Here is an 18,779-nt window from a genome sequence, read left to right as displayed (position 1 = left end):
GAGGCGGCCAGCTCCGCCGCCTTCGTACGGGAGAACCCGAACATCCGGGCGATGGCGGCGTCGACGCGCTCGCCCTCCCGTCCTACATGGTGCCGTCCGCCATCACGGTGCTGCCCGACCTGCCGCGCACCGCCAACGGCAAACTGGACCTCGATGCCCTGCCCGCACCGCAGCTGGTGGCAGGGGAGCAGCGACCGCCCGAGGGGCCCGTCGAGACGGCGGTGGCGGCGGCCTTCGCCGAGGTCCTCGGCATCGACCAGGTCTGGCGTGACGACGATTTCTTCGCCCTCGGCGGCAATTCGCTCATCGCCACCCGGGTGGTGGCGCGGCTCGGCGCGGCGCTCGACACGGCCGTCCCGGTGCGCGCCCTGTTCGACGCCCCGACGGTGGCAGAGCTGGCGGCGCTGGTCGCCTCCGGTGGCGCGTCGGATCGTCCGCGCCCGGGACCGCGCCCACGCCCGGAGCGCATCCCACTGTCGGCGGCACAGCAGCGCATGTGGTTCCTCAACCGCTACGACCCCGCCTCGCCGCTCTACAACATCCCGGGAGCGTTCGAAATCACCGGCGCACTGGATATTTCGGTGCTGCGTGAGGCACTCGACGATGTCGTCGCCCGGCACGAGACACTGCGCACCATCTACCCGGTGGGGCCGGACGGGCGTCCGTACCAGCAGATCCTGCCCGCGACAGCGGGTTCGCTGCCGATCACCGAACTCGAGGTGGCGGAGGCGGACATCGCGGCGGCCCTGATCGCCCAGCTGTCCCGCGGCTTCGACATCACCCGCGAGACGCCGCTGCGGGTCTGCGTGCTCCGCATTGCGCCGGACCGCACGGTGCTGGCCATGGCCGTGCACCACATCGCGGCGGACGGCTGGTCCATGGCTCCGCTGGCCCGGGATGTCATGTACGCCTTCATCGCTCGCTCGACCGGGGTGGCGCCCGAGTGGATTCCGCTCCCGCTGCAATACGCCGACTACGCGCTGTGGCAGCACGAACTGCTCGGCTCCGACCGCGATCCCGACAGCCTGGCCAGCCGTCAGCTGGAGTTCTGGCGCACCACCCTGGCCGGTGTGCCCGAGGTCCACGCGCTGCCCACCGACCGCCCGCGCCCGGAGGCTCCGTCCGGGTCCGGCGACCGCATCGAATTCACGGTTCCCGCAACGGTTCACGACCGCATCCAGGTACTCGCCCGCAACCACGGTGCCAGCCCGTTCATGGTGGTGCACGCCGCGCTGGCCGTCCTGCTGGGGCGGCTGTCCGGCCGCACCGACATCGCCATCGGCTCGGTGGTCGCGGGCCGCGGTGACGGCGAATTCGACGACCTGGTCGGCATGTTCGTCAATACCGTGGTGCTGCGCTCGCAGCTCGATCCCGCCGCCGGTTTCGCCGACACCCTCGACGCCGTGCGGCAGGCCGACCTGGCCGTCTACGGCAATATGGACCTGCCGTTCGAGCGGCTGGTGGAGGCGCTGGCCCCGGCCCGCTCCACCGCGCACCACCCGCTGTTCCAGGTGCTGCTCGCCTTCCAGAATCTGCAGACCGAGGCAACCACGCTGCCCGGGTTGGAGATTCGACCCCTGGACGCGCCCGCACCCGGATCCAAGTTCGATCTGGAATGGATGCTGGCCGAGCAGTTCGGGGCGGCGGGGGAACCGGCGGGCATCACCGCCTCCCTCACCTTCACCACCGACCTGTTCGACCGCGGCACCGCCGCCACCATGGTGGACGGCTTCCTCGCGCTCCTGGACGCGGCAACTGCCGCCCCGGCGGCGGCGATCGGCACACTTGCCGTGACGCCCGCCGCGGGCACCCCGCTGCCCGCGCTCACCGTGCATCCCCACGACGAAGCCACCGTCGTGGTGAATCCGCAGCCCGCCCCAGCCCGCCGGGCCTACCGCGCCCCGCGGACCGACGCCGAACGCACCCTCGTCGACGCCTTCGAGACCGTGCTGGAATCCCCGCGAATCGGCGTGGACGACAACTTCTTCGATATCGGCGGCAACTCCATGGGCGCGGTCCGCCTGGTCACCCTGGTGCGCGAACACACCGGCATCCCCATGCCCCTGCAGTGGATGTTCCTCGACCCGACGCCCGCCGCGCTGGCGCAGCGCCTGGTCGAGGCCGCCGACCAGCCGGGGGTGGAGGCGTCCATGCGGGTGCTGCTGCCGATGCGCCCGCGGGGCGACGCGCCGGCCCTGTTCTGCGTGCACCCGGCCATCGGACTGGCCTGGTGCTACGGCGGATTGGTCCAGTACATCGACGGTGACCGCCCCATCTACGGCATCCAGTCGCCCGGCGTCACCGACGGCGGCACCGCCGACCGCACCGTGCGCGAACTGGCCGTCCGGTACGTCGAGGAGATCCTCCACGTCCAGCCCGAGGGCCCGTACCACCTGCTCGGGTACTCGGCCGGCGGGCCGCTGGCGCACGCCATGGCCGTCGAATTGCGCCGCCGCGGTGCGGAGGTGCCATCCCTGGTCATGATCGACTCGCGCGCCGACGTCGCGGTGCCCGACGACAGCGCCCTCCCGCCGCTGTCGATGCTGCTGGCCGAATTCGGCGGCATCGACATCCCGCCGGAGCTCGAGCACCTCACGCCCGCCCAGGCGGCGGATCTGCTGGCGGCATCCGGAATCACCTTCTCCGCAACCGATCTGGAGAACTTCTACAGCGATCTGCAACACCTGCTGCGCCAGATCGCGGCCCACGAGCACGAGGTTTTCGACGGCGACCTGCTCTTCTTCGCCGCCGCCCACAACCCGGACCCCAACCCGAACGTCACCACCTGGCGGCGGTATATCGGCGGCAGCATCCAGGATCGGCCGCTCCCGTACAGCCACAACGAGATGATCACCGCCGAGGCGCTGGCCGTCATCGGACCCCTCGTGGACGCCTACCTGCGGCGGTGATGCCGCGCAAAGCGCGCGATCTCGCGCCGCCGCTGGGGAAGAATGGGCGCTGGAAACCCGGTCGGCTACGGAAGGTTCGGGCAAGTGTGGGTGAACGGGAAGCGGCGGCTGCTGGGCGCGGCGGCGGTGGGGCTGGGTGCACTCGGCGCGGGCGAGCTGCTCGCCGCGGCCAGGGGCGGGTCCGTGCTCGACGGAATCGGGCGGTTGGCCGCCGACTACGCGCCTGTGCCGGTGGTCGAGACCATGGTGGCGCAGGCCGGGGAGCACGACAAGGAGATGACCCGGCTCGGGGTGGCCCTCGGCGGCGTCGCCGCGGCCGCCGGGATGGCCCTGCTGCCGCCGCGGCTGCGGACCCCCGCGGCGGTGGCCTTCGGCGCGGGAACGGCGGCCGCGGCACTGCGCAGCGCCAACCGGTCGGTGCCCAGCGCGGTCGGCGGCGTGGCCGCGGCGGCGCTACTGCGTGCGGGACTGCGCAGCTCCACCGCGCCCCGTCACGGATTGCTGTGGGCGGCAGCGGGAACCGGCATGCTCGCCGCCGCCGAGGTGCTGGTGCGCCGCGAGGACCTGCGGTACCGCGAGGTGGCGCGGCGGTCCGGGTCGTGGGGTGCGCACGCGCCTGTCCCCGAGGACGGCCTCGGGCCGGAACCGGGACTGTCGCCCCTGATCACACCCGCGGGCAAATTCTATGTGGCGGACGTGAATTCGCGGCCGCCGCGCATCGATCCCGCCCAGTGGCGGCTGGCCATCGGCGGCCGGGTGGCCCATCACCTGCGGCTGTCGCTGGCCGATCTGGCCGAGCAGGCCGTGGAATTCGATGCCGTCATGGTGTGCGTGCACAATACGGCCGGCTCGGGCCGCTGCGGCAATGCCCGCTGGTTCGGTGTCCCGCTGACCGCGCTGCTCGACCACGCCGTCCCCGAAGCCGGGGCGACCCGGCTGGTCACCCGCGCCGCCGACGGCTACACCATCTCGCTGCCGCTGGAACCGCTGCGCACCGGCGAATGGCCCGGCTACCTGGTCATCGGCATGAACGGCGAACCGCTGCCGCCCGAACACGGCTTCCCCGCACGGGTTTTCGTGCCCGGCATCTACGGGCAGTATTCCGGGGCGAAGTGGATCACCGAGCTCGAACTCGCCGACGACACCCATGTCGACTACTGGTGCAAGCGCGGCTGGCCGGTCGAGCCGCTGTGGGTGCGCCCGCAGGCCCGCATCGATGTGGCGACCTGCGGCGGCACGGGTTCCGGCAAGTTCATGGTCGCCGGCGTGGCCTGGGCCCCGCCCCACGGGGTCGCGGGCGTCGAGATCCGCATCGACGAAACCGAATGGCTCCCGGTCGAACTCGGCTCCGAACTGGCGCCGGCCGCCTGGCGGCGCTGGCGTACCCTCGTCGATCTCCCGCCGGGCGCCCACACCCTGCAGGCCCGCGTGACCAGCCGCTCCGGCGAGGTCCAGGACTCGACCGAACGTCCGCCCTTCCCGTTCGGCCCGGGCGGCCTGCACACGGTCACGGTCACCGCCTAGTCCACTGCGGGCACCGGCCATGACATCTGTCATGGCGGAGTAGTGACGGACGACGGAGGTGCCGCGGACCCCGGCGGCCGACAGTAGAGCCATGAACGCTACTGCTGATGGCATCGCGGTCCAGCGGTCCGGGCACGGGACTGCCCCGGCCATCGAGATACGGGGGCTGGTCAAGACTTTCGCCGCGCCCGGTGGGACGGTGCGCGCCGTGGACGGACTGGATCTGACGGTACGGCCGGGTGAGATCGTCGCCTTCCTCGGGCCCAATGGCGCGGGGAAGACGACGACCATCGACATGCTGCTCGGCCTCGCCCGGCCCGATGCGGGGGAGATACGGGTCTTCGGCGCGACACCCGCGGAAGCCATTGCCGGAGGACGTGTTTCGGCGGTCATGCAGTCCGGCGGGTTGCTGCCCGACCTGACCGTGGGCGAGACCGTGCGCCTGATCGCCACCCTGCACGCGCGCCCGCGCCCGGTCCGGGAGGTGCTGGTGCGGGCCGGGATCGACGATATCGCCGACCGGCCCGTCGGGAAATGCTCCGGCGGCCAGCAGCAGCGGCTGCGTTTCGCGCTGGCCCTGCTGCCCGATCCCGACCTCGTCGTGCTCGACGAACCCACCACCGGCATGGATGTCGAAGGGCGGCGCGACTTCTGGCACGCCATCCGCGACGACGCCCGCCGCGGCCGCACCGTCCTGTTCGCCACCCACTACCTCGACGAGGCCGACGCCTACGCCGACCGCATCGTGCTGGTGCGGGCCGGGCGGGTGGTGGCCGACGGCAGCGCCGCCCGGATCAAGAGCCTGGCCGCGGGCCGCACCGTCAGCGCCACCCTGCCCGCCGCCGATCCGGTGCGACTGCTGGCCCTGCCCGGCGTCGACCAGGTGGAGCAGCGAGGCAGCCGGATCATCGTGCGCGCCAAGGACTCCGACGTGGTGGCCCGCTACCTGCTGACCGCCACCGAGGCCGTCGATCTGGAGATCTCCGGACACAACCTGGAGGACGCGTTCCTCGCCCTGACCACGACGGGAGACCACCGATGACAACCCTCGACACCCGGCCCGCACGACCGCTGGGCGGATTCCGGCCCGCCTTCCTGCGCCTGGAACTGCGGCGCACCCTGCGCGACAAGCGCACCGTCCTGTTCGCCCTGGTCATGCCGCCGCTTTTCTTCATCATTTTCGGCACCAGCGCCGACTTCCGCAGCCAGGCATCGGGTTCCGGCAACACCACCGGCTACGTCATGGTCTCCATGGCCGTCTACGGTGCGCTGCTGGCGACCTCCACCGGCGCGGCCCGGGTGGCCGTCGAGCGCGCGGTGGGCTGGAGTCGCCAGCTGCGCCTGACCCCGCTGCACCCGCTGGCCTACATGGCCACCAAGATCCTGGTGGCCATGGTGCTCGGATTGCTCTCGGTCACCGTGGTTTTCGTTGCCGGGGCCATCTTCGGCGCACACCTGCCGGCGTCGGCGTGGGTGAGCTGCTTCCTGATCGCCTGGCTGGGCTCGCTGGTCTTCGCCGCCTTCGGCCTGTTCATGGGCTACCTGCTGCCCGCCGAGAACGTCATGCAGCTGCTCGGCGTCTCCCTGGCCCTGCTGTCCTTCGCCGGCGGCCTGTTCAACCCGCTGCACGGCTGGTTCGAGATCGTCTCGAAACTGGTGCCCACCAACGGAATAGCCGTCCTCGCCCGCGCCCCCTTCGCCCAGCCCAGCGCGGCGGGCATCGTCCTGGCCATCGTGAACGTTGTGACCTGGGCGGCCGTTTTCACCCTCGGCTCCGCCTACCTCTTCCGCCGTGACACCGCCCGCTGAACGATCCGGGGACGCCGGTCCGGCCGAGCACACCGCCCGGCCGGGCCTCGGCGCGGCTGTCGCCGCGGTGTGGCGCGGCTCCGCGGACCACGGCGGCCCGGACACGGAGCGATCCGTCCGCGGCACAGGCGGCCCGCGACTGTCGCCGCGACCGGTCCTGTTCGGTGTAGCGTCCGGCTCTGTGGACGAGGAGGAAGAGGGCATTCGGCGACGGCGGCGGTTCGGGTCGCTGTTCGCGGCGGTGTGGGCGGTGTATCTGATCGAGCCGTTGCGGCGGGGCTGGGAGCTGGACAATCCGGTGGCCCGGGTGTATACGCTCGCGGTGATCGTGGCCTTCGGCGCCTGCTACATCTGGTCCTACTGGCGGATCGTGCGGGGCGGCCGGCCGGTGGGCGGGGCGTGGCCGCCCAACCCCGAACCGCGCACGGTCCTGGTTCCCCTGCTCATGCAGGCGGTGCTGATCGCGGCGGCCGCGATCACCTTGCACTCCTCGATGCTGGGCATGAGCGTCTACATGGCCTCCTATATCGGCTTCAGCGCGCCGGTCCGGTGGGCGATTCCCCTCGAGCTGGTGCTCATCGTGGTGTTCGGGGTGGTGCCGCAGCTGGTCAGCGGTCAGCCACCGGACTGGGGGCTCATCCAGTCGATCGCGCTGGCGGGCTTCGCCGTCGGCGGGATTCGCGTGATCCTGGTGCGCAATCACCAGCTGTACCTGGCCCGCAAGCAGCTCACCGAGCTGGCCGTGGCGGAGGAACGGCTGCGGGTCGGGCGCGACGTGCACGACATCCTCGGCCACTCGCTGACCGTCATCACGGTGAAAACCGAACTGGCGCAACGACTCGTCGATCTCGACCCGGACCGGGCGAAAACCGAGATGGCCGATGTGGAGCGGCTGGCCCGGGAGGCGCTGGCCGGGGTGCGCACCACCGTCGGTGGCCTGCGTGAGGTGTCGCTGGCGGGTGAGCTGGCCAATGCCCGCACCGCGCTGCGCGCCGCCGAGATAGAGGCCGAGCTACCGGATTCCGACGATCTGCCGATCCGCCACAGCGTGGTGTTCGGCTGGGTGCTGCGCGAATCCGTGACCAATGTGGTGCGGCACAGCGGCGCGGCCCACTGCCGGGTGCGGGTCACCCCCACCAGCATCGAGGTGTCCGACGACGGCGTCGGCATGAGCGATTCGGCGCGCACCGGTTCCGGCCTGGCCGGCCTGCGCGAGCGGGTGCAGGCCACCGGCGGCGCCCTCACCCTCGCCAACCGGCCGGAGGGCGGATTGCGGGTGCTGGCAAGCTTTCCGGCGACCATCAAGGAGCCGGAATGATCAAACTGCTGCTCGCCGACGACCAGGCCCTGGTGCGCGGCGCCCTCGCCGCGCTGCTCAGCCTCGAGCCCGACCTCGAGGTCGTCGCCGAGGTGGGCCGGGGCGACGAGGTCCTCGCGGCCGTCGCGCGCACCGCTCCCGATGTGGCCCTGCTGGACGTGGAAATGCCGGGCCAGGATGGCATTTCGGCCGCGGCGCAGGTGCACGCGGCCCACCCTGAAGTCCGCATCCTCATGGTCACCACCTTCGGCCGCCCCGGCTACCTCCGCCGCGCCATCGACGCCGGAGCCTCGGGCTTCGTCGTCAAGGACACGCCCGCCCGCGAATTGGCCGATGCCGTGCGCCGCGTCCACATGGGCCTGCGCGTCGTCGACCCCGCCCTCGCCACCGAAACCCTCACCGCCGGAACCTCACCCCTGACCGCCCGCGAACGCGAAGTCCTCGCCGCCGCGGCCAACGGCGCCACCGCCGGCGCGATAGCCAAACAACTCCACCTGTCCGAAGGCACAGTCCGCAACCACCTGTCCTCCGCGATCGGCAAAACCGGCACCCGAACCAGAGCCGAAGCAGTCCGCGCCGCCGAACGCCTCGGCTGGCTCTGACCTGCCCCTCGCGCGTTCGAACCGTTGTCCGGGCAGACCTCAGAACCTCCCGCCGCGGCTGATGCGGCGGGAGCCGTCGGAGCCGCCGAAGGAGCCGGGGCCGTAGCCGCCGCTCCCGCCGCCGAAACCTCCTCCGCCGCGGCGGTATTCGTTGCCCATGCCGCGGAGCATGCCGTCGATGAGGATGCCGCCGAGGATGGCGCCGGTTTGGGAGCCGGAGGTGACGCGCTGCTGCTGGGCCTGCCAGTCGCGGACGGCGGCCTGGGCGGTGTGGAGGGCGCGGGCGCCGAGTTCGGCTGCGCGCTGGGCGGATTGCAGTGCGCGATCCGGGTCGGTGGGTGCGAGTTGCTCGGCCTGCTCGAGGCTGCGCTGGGCCTCGGCGAGGCGGGTGCGGGGTTCGGCGTCCACGCCGCCGCGGCGGGTGCTGATGAAGTCGGCCGCGGCATTGACCTGGCTGCGGGCGGCCGTGAGGGTCTGGTCGAGGCGGCGGCGCAGGTCGTCGGCGGCCCGCTTGCGGTCGGTCGCGGACGCGATGGCCTGATCGAGGGCGGTGTCGGCGGCGATGGCCTGCCGGAAGACACCGAGCGGGTTGGCGGCGGCGTCGGCGGTGGCCTGATCCAGCGCCGTGCGGGCAGCCGCTGTGGCGCTGGGTAATTCGGTCCCGCCATGTTCGGAGAGTCCGGACGCGGTGGCGAGGTCGCGGCGCAGTTCCTCGATGATCGCGGGCAATCCGGCGCGGGCCTGGTCGATATCGGTGGCGGCGGTGTCGACCGCGTCGAGCAGCGTGCGCGCGGCGTCCACGGCGGATTCGGCGGTACGGATGTCCGCGACCGCCGCGCCCTGCTGGCCGACGGGTTTGGCGACCGCGGCCCGGCCGTCCTCGATCGTCCGCTCCGCGAAGCCGATTCGCTCCTGCGCCATGCCCACGTTGTCGCGGATAGGCGCGAGCACCGAGGCCGGGTGGTCGGCCACCAGCTGAGCGAGCGTGGTCTGCGATTTCGGCAGCCGCGCGGTCAGTTCCACCATGGCCCGGGTCAGCGCGTCCAGCCGCTCCCCGGCATTGATGAGCAGATCGCGCATGGCGTCGAATTCGCCGACCTTGGCGTCGAGTTCCCGATTCGCGCTGCCGCAGCTGCTGATCAGCTCGACCAGCATCCGCTGCTGCTGGTCGGGCGTCTCGGGAATGTCGTCGTCGAGTTGCTGGCGAATCGAGAAGGCCTTGGCCAGCGCGTTCTTCGCGCCCGTGAGCGCCGCGGTGAACGGTGCGGTGGCCGTGCTCCCGAATTCGTCGGTGGCCAGCCGTAATTCCTCGGTGCTGGTGCGAATGGCGTTGTCGGTGTCGACGAGGGTTTCCTTGGAAAGTGCGTCCAGGACCACGAGGGGGAGGGCTTCCAAGGCCGCGGTATCGGTCGGATCGGTCTTGCGAGCCGACTCCATCACCGACCGTTCGCGCCGCGTCTTGCGCCGCCGTGACCACAGCCACACACCGAGCACCGCCAGCACCACCACCAGCGCCAGGATCAGCAGCGGCCCGAGACCGACAGCGCCGGACCCGCTCATGGCGTGTGACAGCCCGCTCGCCGTGGCCAGCCCGGCCCCGGCCCAATCCCCGGCCCGCAGTTTGGGTTCGACCTGGTCGATCAGCAGCTTGTCGAGGTCCTTGTCGCTGACCGACTTGGGCAGGGTCCCGGTGAACGCGTAGGCCCGATCGTCCACGGCCACTGACAGCAGCACGTCCCGATCCCCGAACCCGGACAGCCGCGCGGTCTGCTCACCCCACGAATGTGTGTCCATCCCATTGAAATTGCGCACGTAGACGACCCACAGCCGCTCGTGGTCGCGCGAATACAGCGAGTCGATGGCCTGTTGCAGTTCCGCGGTCTGTCCCGGATCGAGCGCACCGGCATTGTCGGTCACATAGCCGGGCAACCGCAGCGGCGCATCGGCCGTGGCCGGTGCGGCCCGCCCGCCGACGAGGGCCGAGGCCAGGAGCAAGCCGATCACGAGAAGGAACAGCTGCTTCGATAGCCGCATGCTCCGAATCTAACTCTGGAACACTGAGGGTCGGTTTCTTCTGCACCCTGTGTCGAGGGCCATGACTACGATCGGGGAGTGATCACGATCGATTCGCCCTACACGGGACATGTCTCGCCCGGCTCCAACCCGCAGCAGCGCGAGGTGCCGGGTGCGCGCATCGTGAAAATGTCGGTGGGCGCCATGGACAACAACACCTATCTGGTGCAGTGCGCCGCCACCGGCGCGACGCTACTCATCGATGCCGCCAATGAGGCGGACCGGATTCTCGAGCTCATCGGCCAGGAGGCGCCGGGCCGGGTGGAACTCATCGTCACCACGCATCAGCACCGGGACCACTGGATGGCGCTGCCGGATGTCGTGAAGGCGACCGAGACTCCCACCGCCGCCCACGCGCTGGACGCCGACCCGCTGCCCGTCACCCCGGCCCGGCTGCTCGCGGACGGCGACCGGTTCCAGGTCGGTGAGCTGGAGCTGGAAGCCATCCACCTGCGCGGGCACACGCCCGGCTCGGTCGCGCTGGCGCTCACCGACGGTGCCGGCCGCACGCACATCTTCTCCGGTGATTCGCTGTTCCCGGGCGGCGTCGGCCGCACCCTCTCACCGGAGCAGTTCACCTCGCTGCTCGGCGATGTCGAGACCAAACTCTTCGGCCGCTACCCGGACGACACCGCGGTGTACCCGGGCCACGGCGACGACACCACCCTCGGAGTGGAGCGCCCGCAGTTGCCCGAGTGGCGGCGACGCGGTTGGTGAAACTCCGGAACCGCCCGATCGAACCGGACCGTCTGGTCCGGGACATGACCTCCGTCAACCCCCCGGGCGGACACGGTGTGCTGCGCTGGGTCCGGCGACTGCTCATCGGTTCGCTGCTCATGAGCGTCCTGGTGGTGGGCGGTACCGCCGTGCGGGTCTGGCAGGTGGCCCGCATCGACGACTACACGCCCGCCGACGCCATCGTGGTGCTGGGCGCGGCTCAATACGACGGCACGCCGTCGTCGGTGTTCGAGGCGCGACTGGACCAGGCGTACAAGCTGTTCCGCAAGCAGATCGCGCCCATGATCGTCACCGTGGGCGGCAAGCAGGTCGGTGACAACTACACCGAGGCGGCGTCGGGCAAGAACTATCTGAAAGACCGTGGCGTGCCGGAGGATCGGATCCTGGCGGTCGAAACCGGTTCCGACACCCTGCAGAGCGTGGAGGCGGTGTCGAGAGCGCTACGGGCGCGCGGTAAGTCGTCGGTGGTGCTGGTCAGCGACCCCTGGCATTCACTGCGCACCCGCACCATGATGCGTGATGCCGGGCTGGCCGCCTGGACCGCGCCCACCCGCACCGGCCCGGCGGTGTACACCCGGGAATCGCAGGCGCACGGCATCTTCCGGGAGACCTTCGCCCTGCTCTGGTACCAGCTGACCCATTTCTCGGCGGATTTCAAATACACGGCGGATCAGTGAGCGATGAACGCACGTATCGACTATGACGGTGTGTACTCCGAGGCCGATCGGGAGCGCATGGTGCCCGAAACCGAGCGCACCGCGGGACTGAGCTGGTCGCCGTGCCCGGCCCGGCGCAGCGAATTCGCGCGGGATCGGGCGCGGGTGCTGCATTCCGCGGCGCTGCGACGGCTGGCGGACAAGACGCAGGTGATGGGGCCGCGCGACGGGGACACCCCGCGCACGCGGCTGACCCATTCGCTGGAGGTCGCCCAGATCGGCCGCAGCATCGCCGACAGCCTGGGCTGTGATCCCGATCTGGTGGATCTGGCCGGGATGGCGCACGACATCGGGCATCCGCCCTACGGCCACAATGGCGAGCAGGCGCTCGACCAATTCGCCGACGCACACGGCGGTTTCGAGGGCAATGCGCAGAACCTGCGCATCCTCACCCGGCTGGAGCCGAAGGTCATCGACGATCAGGGCGTCAGCTTCGGGCTCAACCCGACCCGGGCCGCGCTGGATGCCGTCATCAAATACCCCTGGGGCAGAACGGGTCCCCGCTCCAAGTTCGGCGCGTACGGCATCGACATGGACCGCTTGGACTGGGTCCGCAAGGGCGCGCCGGATCGCCGCCAGTGCCTGGAATCGCAGATCATGGACTGGTCCGACGATGTCGCGTACTCGGTGCACGATGTCGAGGACGGGGTGATCGTGGGCCGCATCGATCTGCGGGCACTGGCCGACCCGGTCGAACAGGTCGCGCTCGCGGAACTCGGTGCGCGCCAGCATCCTTCGCTGGCACTGGAGGAGCTGGTCGCCGCCGCGCAGCGGCTCTCGGAGATGCCGGTGGTCTCCGCCGCCGCCGAATACGACGGCTCCCTGCGCGCCTCCGTGGCCCTGAAACGGCTGACCAGCGACCTGGTGGGCCGTTTCGCCACCGCCGCGGTCGAGGCCACCCGCGCCGCCTGGGGCGGCCGCCAATTGTCGCGCTACACCGCCGATCTGGAGGTGCCGCGCATCGCGGCCGCCGAGGTCGCGGTGCTCAAGACCATGGCGCTGCGCTACGTGCTGTCCGACCCTATCCACCGGGTGCGCCAGGCCGGGCAGCGCGAGCGCATCCTGCTGGTCGCCAACCGGCTGCTGGAAGCTGCCCCGCACGGGCTGGACCGGCTGCTGCTGCCGTGGTGGGAGGCGGCCGGTGACGACACCGCGCGGGTGCGGGTGATCGTCGACCAGATCGCGTCCTACACCGAGAGCCGCCTGGAACGGGTCGCCGCCGCGATACCCTGAATCCGGTGGAACCGGCGGCAGGGGGCGCGATGACCCGCGAGGTGGACGGCATAGTCGACCTGGATCGGTACCCGCTGGACCGGAGGTCGGTGGCACGGCTGCGCGAGGTGATCGAGCGGGCGCAGGCGGACTTCCTGGTCAGCGGTGTCACCGTGCTGCCCGAATTCCTGCGCCCCGCCGCGGTGACCGAGATGGCCGCGGATGTGCTCTCCGACGGGCTCGGCGACGCCATGCGGTTCGAGTACACGGTCGCGTGCGACCGGATTCCGGATTCCTCGCCGCTGAAGGCGCTCTACCACTGGGAACCATTGCGGGCGTTCGTGTCCCACCTGGTGGGGGAGCAGGCGTACCGCTCTGCCGACGAGCTGGGGGCCATGACGGTGCAGATCCACGAGAACGGGGATGTGCAGGACTGGCACTACGACATGTCCGATTACACCGTGATGCTGCACATCGTCGCGCCGGAGCGGGGCGGGGCGCTCGAATACATTCCGCTGCCCGGGGCTTTCATCGAGCGCGGGGGCGGGCTGCCCATGCGGCACCGGCACATGGTGAAGATGCTGCCGACCGTGCCGGGGACGCTGGTGCTGCACGCCGGGCGGCGATCACGGCATCGGGTGACACCGGTGCAGGGGGAGATTCCGCGGGTGAGTGTGCACATGGCGTTCAATTCGCGGCCGGGGCAACGGCTCAATGCCCACGTGCGGCGGCATCTGTTCGGGCGCGAGGAGTGATACCGACCCATCGCGGGGTGCGCGTCCGCACCGGCTCCGAATCGGGAGGTCCCGCTGATCAGTTCGCGGCGTGCATGGCCACATAGTGCGCGATGCATTCGCCCGGTGGGCCGTCGGCCGCGATGCGGCCCTCGTCGAAGACCAGCACCCGGTCGAAGTCGGCGAGCAGGTCCAGATCGTGTGAGACCACGATCAGCTGCTGCGGAAGTTCGTGCAGCAGACGGGAGATGCGGCGGGTGTTGCGCAGGTCGAGCAGCGTGGTGGGCTCGTCGAACACCACATACTTCGGTCCCACCGACAGCACCGCGGCGATCGCGAGCAGCTGCTTCTGCCCGCCGCTGAGCAAATGCGCCGGGTGGTCGCGGAATTCGGTGAGGCCGTATTCGGCCAGGGTCGCGCCGACGCGGTCCGGGATCTCGGATTTGGCGACGCCGTGGTGCTTGAGCCCGAAGGCCAGATCCTCGGCGACGGTCGGCATGACGATCTGCACATCCGGATCCTGGAAGACGAATCCGACCAGTTTGCGAACGGCCCTGCCCTGCTTACGGGTATCGAGCCCGTCGACCCGCACCCGCCCGTCGGTGGGCACCTGCAGCCCGTTGAGCAATCGCGCGAACGTGGACTTGCCGGACCCGTTGGAACCGATGACGGCAATCCGGTTCTCGCTCAGGCGCAGATCGAGGTCGCGCAGCACCGCGCGCTCCCCGAATCGATGCGAGACGCCGTCGAGTTCGATCATGCCCGCGCCGGAATCATCGGATACGCCTTGCGGACCGCCACCGCGGCCAGCGAGCCGACCACGGTCTTGAACACGTCGCCGGGCAGGAACGCCACCGAGGTGGTGATCGCCTTGCCCAGCGAGATGTGCGCGGCGGCGGCCATCCACGGAATGCCGATGACGTACAGCACGATCGCGCCGCCCAGGAAGTTGATCAGCAGGGCGATGGGCAGGTTGTAGTACCGCCACAGGCGCTCGGTGAGCAGTCCGATCACCAATGCGCCGATCGGATAGGCGATCACGAAGCCACCCGTCGGGCCCATGATCACCGACAGCCCGCCGCGTCCGCCCGGCAGCACCGGCAGGCCGGCGAAGACCAGCACATCGAACAGCAGGATGGCCAGCGCGCCGCGCTTGGCGCCCAGAATCGACCCGGCCAGGATGACGCCCAGGGTTTGCGAGGTGAACGGCGCGAAGGCTCCCGGTAGCTGAATGAGCGGGAAGAATCCCAACACCACCATGATTGCCGCGAACAGCGCGATCTGCGCCAAATCCCTACTACGCACCGAGGCATCCTAAATGGCCGCGGTTCGGACCCTTCAGTCCAGGCCGCGGGCGTCCAGCGCCTCGCCGACCCCGTCGGCCATGCGGAGTGTGCGGATCAGTAGCGGAACCAGGAAGACTGTGCTGCGCTCGATACCGCGGGCGCGTTGCGCCGAGCGCACGAGTTCGGCCTGGTCACGGATGACGGGGATGAATCGGATGGTCATGGCGACCAGCAGGCCCACGCGCTCGGGGCGGACGCCCAGCGGCCGGAGCGGACCGAGCGCCCGCTCGATGGTCTCGACCATGGCCGACGTACGTGTGGTGAGTGTCACCAGATTGGCCAGCAGGACCAGCGTGAGCAGTCGCTCGCCGACCAGGATGGCGGTGTGCCAGCCGGTGAAGAGCACCTGCGCGACCACGATCAACGCCAGAAACGGTGCCAGCCCGAGTAACTGCCGCCCGGTCGTCCGCCACGGAATCCGCGCGACCGCATACAAACCCAGCACCGCCGCCAGCGCGACCCCCACCCACACGACCGACGGCACGAAGAACAACGCCGTCCCCGCGACCGCCAGCACCAGCACCTTCACCCCGGCGGGCACGGCATGCACCGGCGTCCGGGCGTCGTGATAGAGGCTGAGCACCGATAGATCCTCGCAGTCTCCCCCGCCTCTCCGCGATTCGGCGCACAGCAGCGAGCCGCTGACCGTCGCGGAGGCGTGCCGGCGGTCGAGTGCCGAACCCATCTCGGACGTCCCCGGCGAGTTACCCCCCTCGCAACGAGATCAGTCGTCACGTTCCCGACGATCCACGACGGGGACGGGTAGGGGAGGGCTGCTGTTCTGTGCTGTGCGCCGAATCGCGCGGAGGCGGGGGAGCTAGACTCGCTCCGTGGCAGGCCGACTTCCGGACCGCGATATCGCGGCGATTCGTGAACGTGTCCGGATCGAGGATGTCGTGGGTGAGTACGTCACTCTCAAGCGCGCCGGCGCCGACTCCATGAAGGGCCTGTGTCCCTTCCACGACGAGAAGTCCCCGTCCTTCCACGTGCGCCCCAATCACGGCGTCTTCCACTGCTTCGGCTGCGGTGAGGGCGGCGACGCCTTCGCCTTCCTGCAGAAGATCGAGCACGTCGGTTTCGTCGAGGCGGTCGAGCAGCTGGCCGACCGCATCGGCTACAAGATCAACTACGAGGGTGGCGGCACCTCGGTGCAGCGCGACCGCGGCACCCGCTCCCGCCTGGTCGCCGCCAATGCCGCCGCGCACGAGTTCTATGTCTCCCAGCTCGGCGAGCCCGGCGCGGAAGCGGCCCGCAAGTACCTCACCGACCGCAACTTCGACCACAACGCCGCCCGCCAGTTCGGCTGCGGCTACGCCCCCGGCGGCTGGGACACGCTCACGAAACACCTGCTGCGCAAGGGTTTCGACTTCAAGGAGCTGGAGGCAGCGGGTCTGTCCAAGCAGGGCCAGCGCGGGCCCATGGACCGTTTCAACCGCCGCCTGCTGTGGCCCATCCGCAATCTCGGCGGTGAGGTCATCGGCTTCGGCGCCCGCCGGCTGTACGACGACGACACCATGACCGCCAAGTACATCAACACCTCGGAAACGTTGCTGTACAAGAAGTCTCAGGTGCTGTTCGGCCTCGACCATGCCAAGCGCGAGATCGCCAAGGGTCACCAGGCCGTCGTCGTCGAGGGCTACACCGACGTCATGGCCATGCACATGGCGGGCGTCAAGACCGCTGTCGCCTCCTGCGGCACCGCCTTCGGCGACGAGCACCTCGCCATCCTGCGCCGCCTGCTCATGGACGACAACTTCTGGCGCGGCGAGATCATCTACACCTTCGACGGCGACGAGGCGGGCCAGGCCGCTGCCCTGAAGGCCTTCTCCGGCGACCAGAAACTGGCCGGCCAGACCTACATCGCCGTGGCCCCCGACGGCCTCGACCCCTGCGAACTCCGCCAGCGCAATGGCGACGGCGCGGTCCGCGACCTGGTCGCCCGCCGAGTCCCGTTGTACGAGTTCGTCATCCGCGGCCTGCTCGCCGAACACAATCTGGATTCCCCCGAAGGACAGGTCGAGGCGCTGCGTCGCGCCGTCCCCGTCGTCTCCCAGATCAAGGACTTCGCCCTCCGCAAGGCATACGCCACCAAACTGGCCGGCTGGGTCGGCTGGGACGACATCCAGCAGGTCGTACGCCGCGTCGGCGATGAAGCCCGCAAGGGCGCCCGCACCGGCGCCAAACCCGGCATCCCCGAACGCCAAGCGCGCCAAGAGGTCACCGAGCACCCCGCCGCCCGCCCCAACCCCCACGACCCGACTCTGCTCCCGCAGCGTCAAACCCTGGCCGCCGCACTGCAATACCCCGCCTTCGCGGGCCCCGTCTTCGATGCCCTGGAGCCGGAAGCCTTCACGCAGCCCGCCTACATCGCGGTCCGCGCCGCCATCGCCGAGGCCGGTGGCACCGCCAGCGGTCTGGCCGGCGCGGAATGGGTCGCCACGGTCGCCGACAACACCGAAGACCTCACCCTGCGGGCGCTGGTCTCCGAACTGGCCGCCGAGCCCCTCCCGGTGAAGTCCGCCGAGGACATCCCCCGCTTCGTCACCGGCGTCCTGGCCCGCACGCAGGAGTCCTGGGTCGGCCGTCAGATCGCCGAACTGAAGTCCAAACTCCAGCGCATCTCCTCGACCGAACAGCCCGACGGCTACATGGCCCTGTTCGGCGACCTGGTCGCCCTGGAGCAGTACCGGAAGAGCCTGCTCACCCAGGCCATGGGCAACTCGGGCGACTTCGCCGTAGGCAGCTGACCCCCGCTGGCAGGCGGCGAAGCCCGCCGCCGGTGCCCTTCAGGGTGCACTGACAAGCCTGCCGACTCTGGATCGGCAGGCTCCCGGTTCGAATCTCAGCTGGGGTGGGGCAACGCCCCAATCCCTCAGCGCCGCAGTTGATCCTGCGGCACGAGAATGGTGGTGCGCTCGTCCAGCGGCACCATCGGTTCCAGCTTCGGCTGGGTGCTCAGCTTGTCCGCGAGCTTCTGCCGCCCCATCATCACGACCTTCCGCGTGACAGGGCTCTCGCTGATCGCGCGGGTCGTCTTACTGATCTGCTCATACCGAGCCCGCCCGGCCTTGGCGCCCAGCACATACCCGGCCGCAACACCGATGATCAACCGCAGCATCCCGAGAAGCTCCTCCCATAGACCAGCCTGCCCCCACATCCTGCCCGACCCCACCCCCACCTGTCGATCCGGCACCCCACCCACATCCCCGCAGGTAGAGCCGCGATTTGGGAACTGTACAACCGATACGCTAAAGTTTTCCCCGGCCGGTCCGAGAGGGCCAGCCAGGGAAACAATCCCCTATAGCTCAATTGGCAGAGCAGCCGACTGTTAATCGGCAGGTTTCTGGTTCGAGTCCAGATGGGGGAGCCGAAAAGGCCCCTGACCAGCGGTTCACCCCGCAAGGTCAGGGGTCTTTTTCCTATTCGTCCCCGAAACCCTCAACTAAGTCTCACCAGAGTCATTGTCCGGGAGCCCCAGAGTCTCTCGAACCCGCTGCAATTGATGATTCGCATTCACCGGATCGCGGAACGTCCAATCGAACGACGGGAAGATCAAATCGACGTCATAGGAGGACGGCGGCGGATTCTCGCGCTTGTGGACCTGGAGCCGCTCAACCGCGGCGCATCCTGTCCCTGGGTGAGGTCCAATGGGACCGCACCATGACCATCGGGCATGTGGACCGACTGCGCCGCGCGCGAGAGTTGTTGTCGGCCAAGAGATACGACACCAGCGAAACGATTTTGACCTGCTGCAGCGGGGCAGGATTCGACGAGAACCTCCAGACCGCCGGTATTGCC

At 70.0% G+C, this 18,779-nt stretch carries 16 protein-coding genes and 1 tRNA gene; 12 read left to right on the top strand and 5 right to left on the bottom strand.

The window, feature by feature from the left end; all coding sequences use genetic code 11:
- The 6 genes from ACFXN1_RS29215 to ACFXN1_RS29190 all read left to right on the top strand — a co-directional run.
- A partial coding sequence (locus ACFXN1_RS29215; RefSeq protein WP_379463713.1) for a condensation domain-containing protein occupies positions 1–2,909 on the top strand: 2,909 nt, incomplete at its 5' end.
- A gap of 84 nt (positions 2,910–2,993) precedes the next feature.
- Positions 2,994–4,433, top strand: a complete 1,440-nt coding sequence (locus tag ACFXN1_RS29210; RefSeq protein ID WP_379441165.1) for a molybdopterin-dependent oxidoreductase — start codon at positions 2,994–2,996, stop codon at positions 4,431–4,433.
- Positions 4,434–4,524: 91 nt separating this feature from the next.
- Complete coding sequence (locus ACFXN1_RS29205; protein WP_379399283.1) at positions 4,525–5,475, top strand: ABC transporter ATP-binding protein; 951 nt, start codon at positions 4,525–4,527, stop codon at positions 5,473–5,475.
- The gene (locus ACFXN1_RS29200) at positions 5,472–6,242 is read left to right on the top strand and encodes an ABC transporter permease (RefSeq protein WP_379441164.1); all 771 of its coding nucleotides are present in this window, start codon (positions 5,472–5,474) and stop codon (positions 6,240–6,242) included. The genes ACFXN1_RS29205 and ACFXN1_RS29200 overlap by 4 nt, the downstream gene beginning before the upstream one ends.
- Complete coding sequence (locus ACFXN1_RS29195) at positions 6,226–7,560, top strand: sensor histidine kinase (protein ID WP_379441162.1); 1,335 nt, start codon at positions 6,226–6,228, stop codon at positions 7,558–7,560. Before ACFXN1_RS29200 ends, ACFXN1_RS29195 begins: the two co-directional genes overlap by 17 nt.
- Entirely contained in the window at positions 7,557–8,162 is a 606-nt protein-coding gene (locus ACFXN1_RS29190; RefSeq protein ID WP_379378751.1) for a response regulator, read from the top strand. The genes ACFXN1_RS29195 and ACFXN1_RS29190 overlap by 4 nt, the downstream gene beginning before the upstream one ends.
- Positions 8,163–8,201: 39 nt before the next feature.
- On the opposite strand, the gene ACFXN1_RS29185 is transcribed toward ACFXN1_RS29190, so the two are convergent.
- The gene (locus tag ACFXN1_RS29185; RefSeq protein WP_379441160.1) at positions 8,202–10,196 is read right to left on the bottom strand and encodes a TPM domain-containing protein; all 1,995 of its coding nucleotides are present in this window, start codon (positions 10,194–10,196) and stop codon (positions 8,202–8,204) included.
- Between the two features lie 78 nt (positions 10,197–10,274).
- Here ACFXN1_RS29185 and ACFXN1_RS29180 point away from each other — a divergent pair, with 78 nt between their 5' ends.
- The 4 genes from ACFXN1_RS29180 to ACFXN1_RS29165 are packed head-to-tail and all read left to right on the top strand — an operon-like array spanning position 10,275 to position 13,656.
- On the top strand, positions 10,275–10,952 hold the full coding sequence (locus ACFXN1_RS29180) for an MBL fold metallo-hydrolase (protein WP_379441159.1): 678 nt from the start codon (positions 10,275–10,277) through the stop codon (positions 10,950–10,952).
- Between the two features lie 44 nt (positions 10,953–10,996).
- A complete protein-coding gene (locus ACFXN1_RS29175; protein ID WP_379399278.1) occupies positions 10,997–11,650 on the top strand; it encodes a YdcF family protein in 654 nt (217 codons plus the stop codon).
- A 3-nt stretch (positions 11,651–11,653) separates the two neighbouring features.
- Entirely contained in the window at positions 11,654–12,922 is a 1,269-nt protein-coding gene (locus tag ACFXN1_RS29170; protein ID WP_379441157.1) for a deoxyguanosinetriphosphate triphosphohydrolase, read from the top strand.
- Positions 12,923–12,927: 5 nt separating this feature from the next.
- Complete coding sequence (locus tag ACFXN1_RS29165) at positions 12,928–13,656, top strand: hypothetical protein (RefSeq protein WP_379441156.1); 729 nt, start codon at positions 12,928–12,930, stop codon at positions 13,654–13,656.
- Between the two features lie 58 nt (positions 13,657–13,714).
- On the opposite strand, the gene ACFXN1_RS29160 is transcribed toward ACFXN1_RS29165, so the two are convergent.
- The 3 genes from ACFXN1_RS29160 to ACFXN1_RS29150 are packed head-to-tail and all read right to left on the bottom strand — an operon-like array spanning position 13,715 to position 15,666.
- Positions 13,715–14,395, bottom strand: coding sequence for an energy-coupling factor ABC transporter ATP-binding protein (locus ACFXN1_RS29160; RefSeq protein WP_379441154.1), 681 nt, complete (start codon positions 14,393–14,395; stop codon positions 13,715–13,717).
- On the bottom strand, positions 14,392–14,940 hold the full coding sequence (locus ACFXN1_RS29155) for a biotin transporter BioY (RefSeq protein ID WP_379399274.1): 549 nt from the start codon (positions 14,938–14,940) through the stop codon (positions 14,392–14,394). Before ACFXN1_RS29155 ends, ACFXN1_RS29160 begins: the two co-directional genes overlap by 4 nt.
- Positions 14,941–14,973: 33 nt before the next feature.
- Positions 14,974–15,666, bottom strand: a complete 693-nt coding sequence (locus ACFXN1_RS29150; RefSeq protein WP_379441152.1) for an energy-coupling factor transporter transmembrane component T family protein — start codon at positions 15,664–15,666, stop codon at positions 14,974–14,976.
- 145 nt (positions 15,667–15,811) lie between these two features.
- On the opposite strand from ACFXN1_RS29150, the gene dnaG reads away from it, so the two are divergent.
- Positions 15,812–17,728, top strand: a complete 1,917-nt coding sequence (gene dnaG, locus ACFXN1_RS29145) for a DNA primase (protein WP_379399272.1) — start codon at positions 15,812–15,814, stop codon at positions 17,726–17,728.
- Between the two features lie 125 nt (positions 17,729–17,853).
- On the opposite strand, the gene ACFXN1_RS29140 is transcribed toward dnaG, so the two are convergent.
- Entirely contained in the window at positions 17,854–18,099 is a 246-nt protein-coding gene (locus ACFXN1_RS29140; RefSeq protein ID WP_354835413.1) for a hypothetical protein, read from the bottom strand.
- A gap of 176 nt (positions 18,100–18,275) precedes the next feature.
- Between ACFXN1_RS29140 and ACFXN1_RS29135 the strand changes: the two genes are divergently transcribed.
- A tRNA-Asn gene (locus tag ACFXN1_RS29135) sits at positions 18,276–18,348 on the top strand.
- Positions 18,349–18,779 lie beyond the last annotated feature (431 nt).

The sequence above is a fragment of the Nocardia sp. NPDC059154 genome, assembly GCF_042755705.1.
Classification (GTDB): Bacteria; Actinomycetota; Actinomycetes; order Mycobacteriales; family Mycobacteriaceae; genus Nocardia.
Note: the sequence above shows the minus strand (reverse complement) of the source record. Positions and strands in the feature narration are given on the sequence as shown.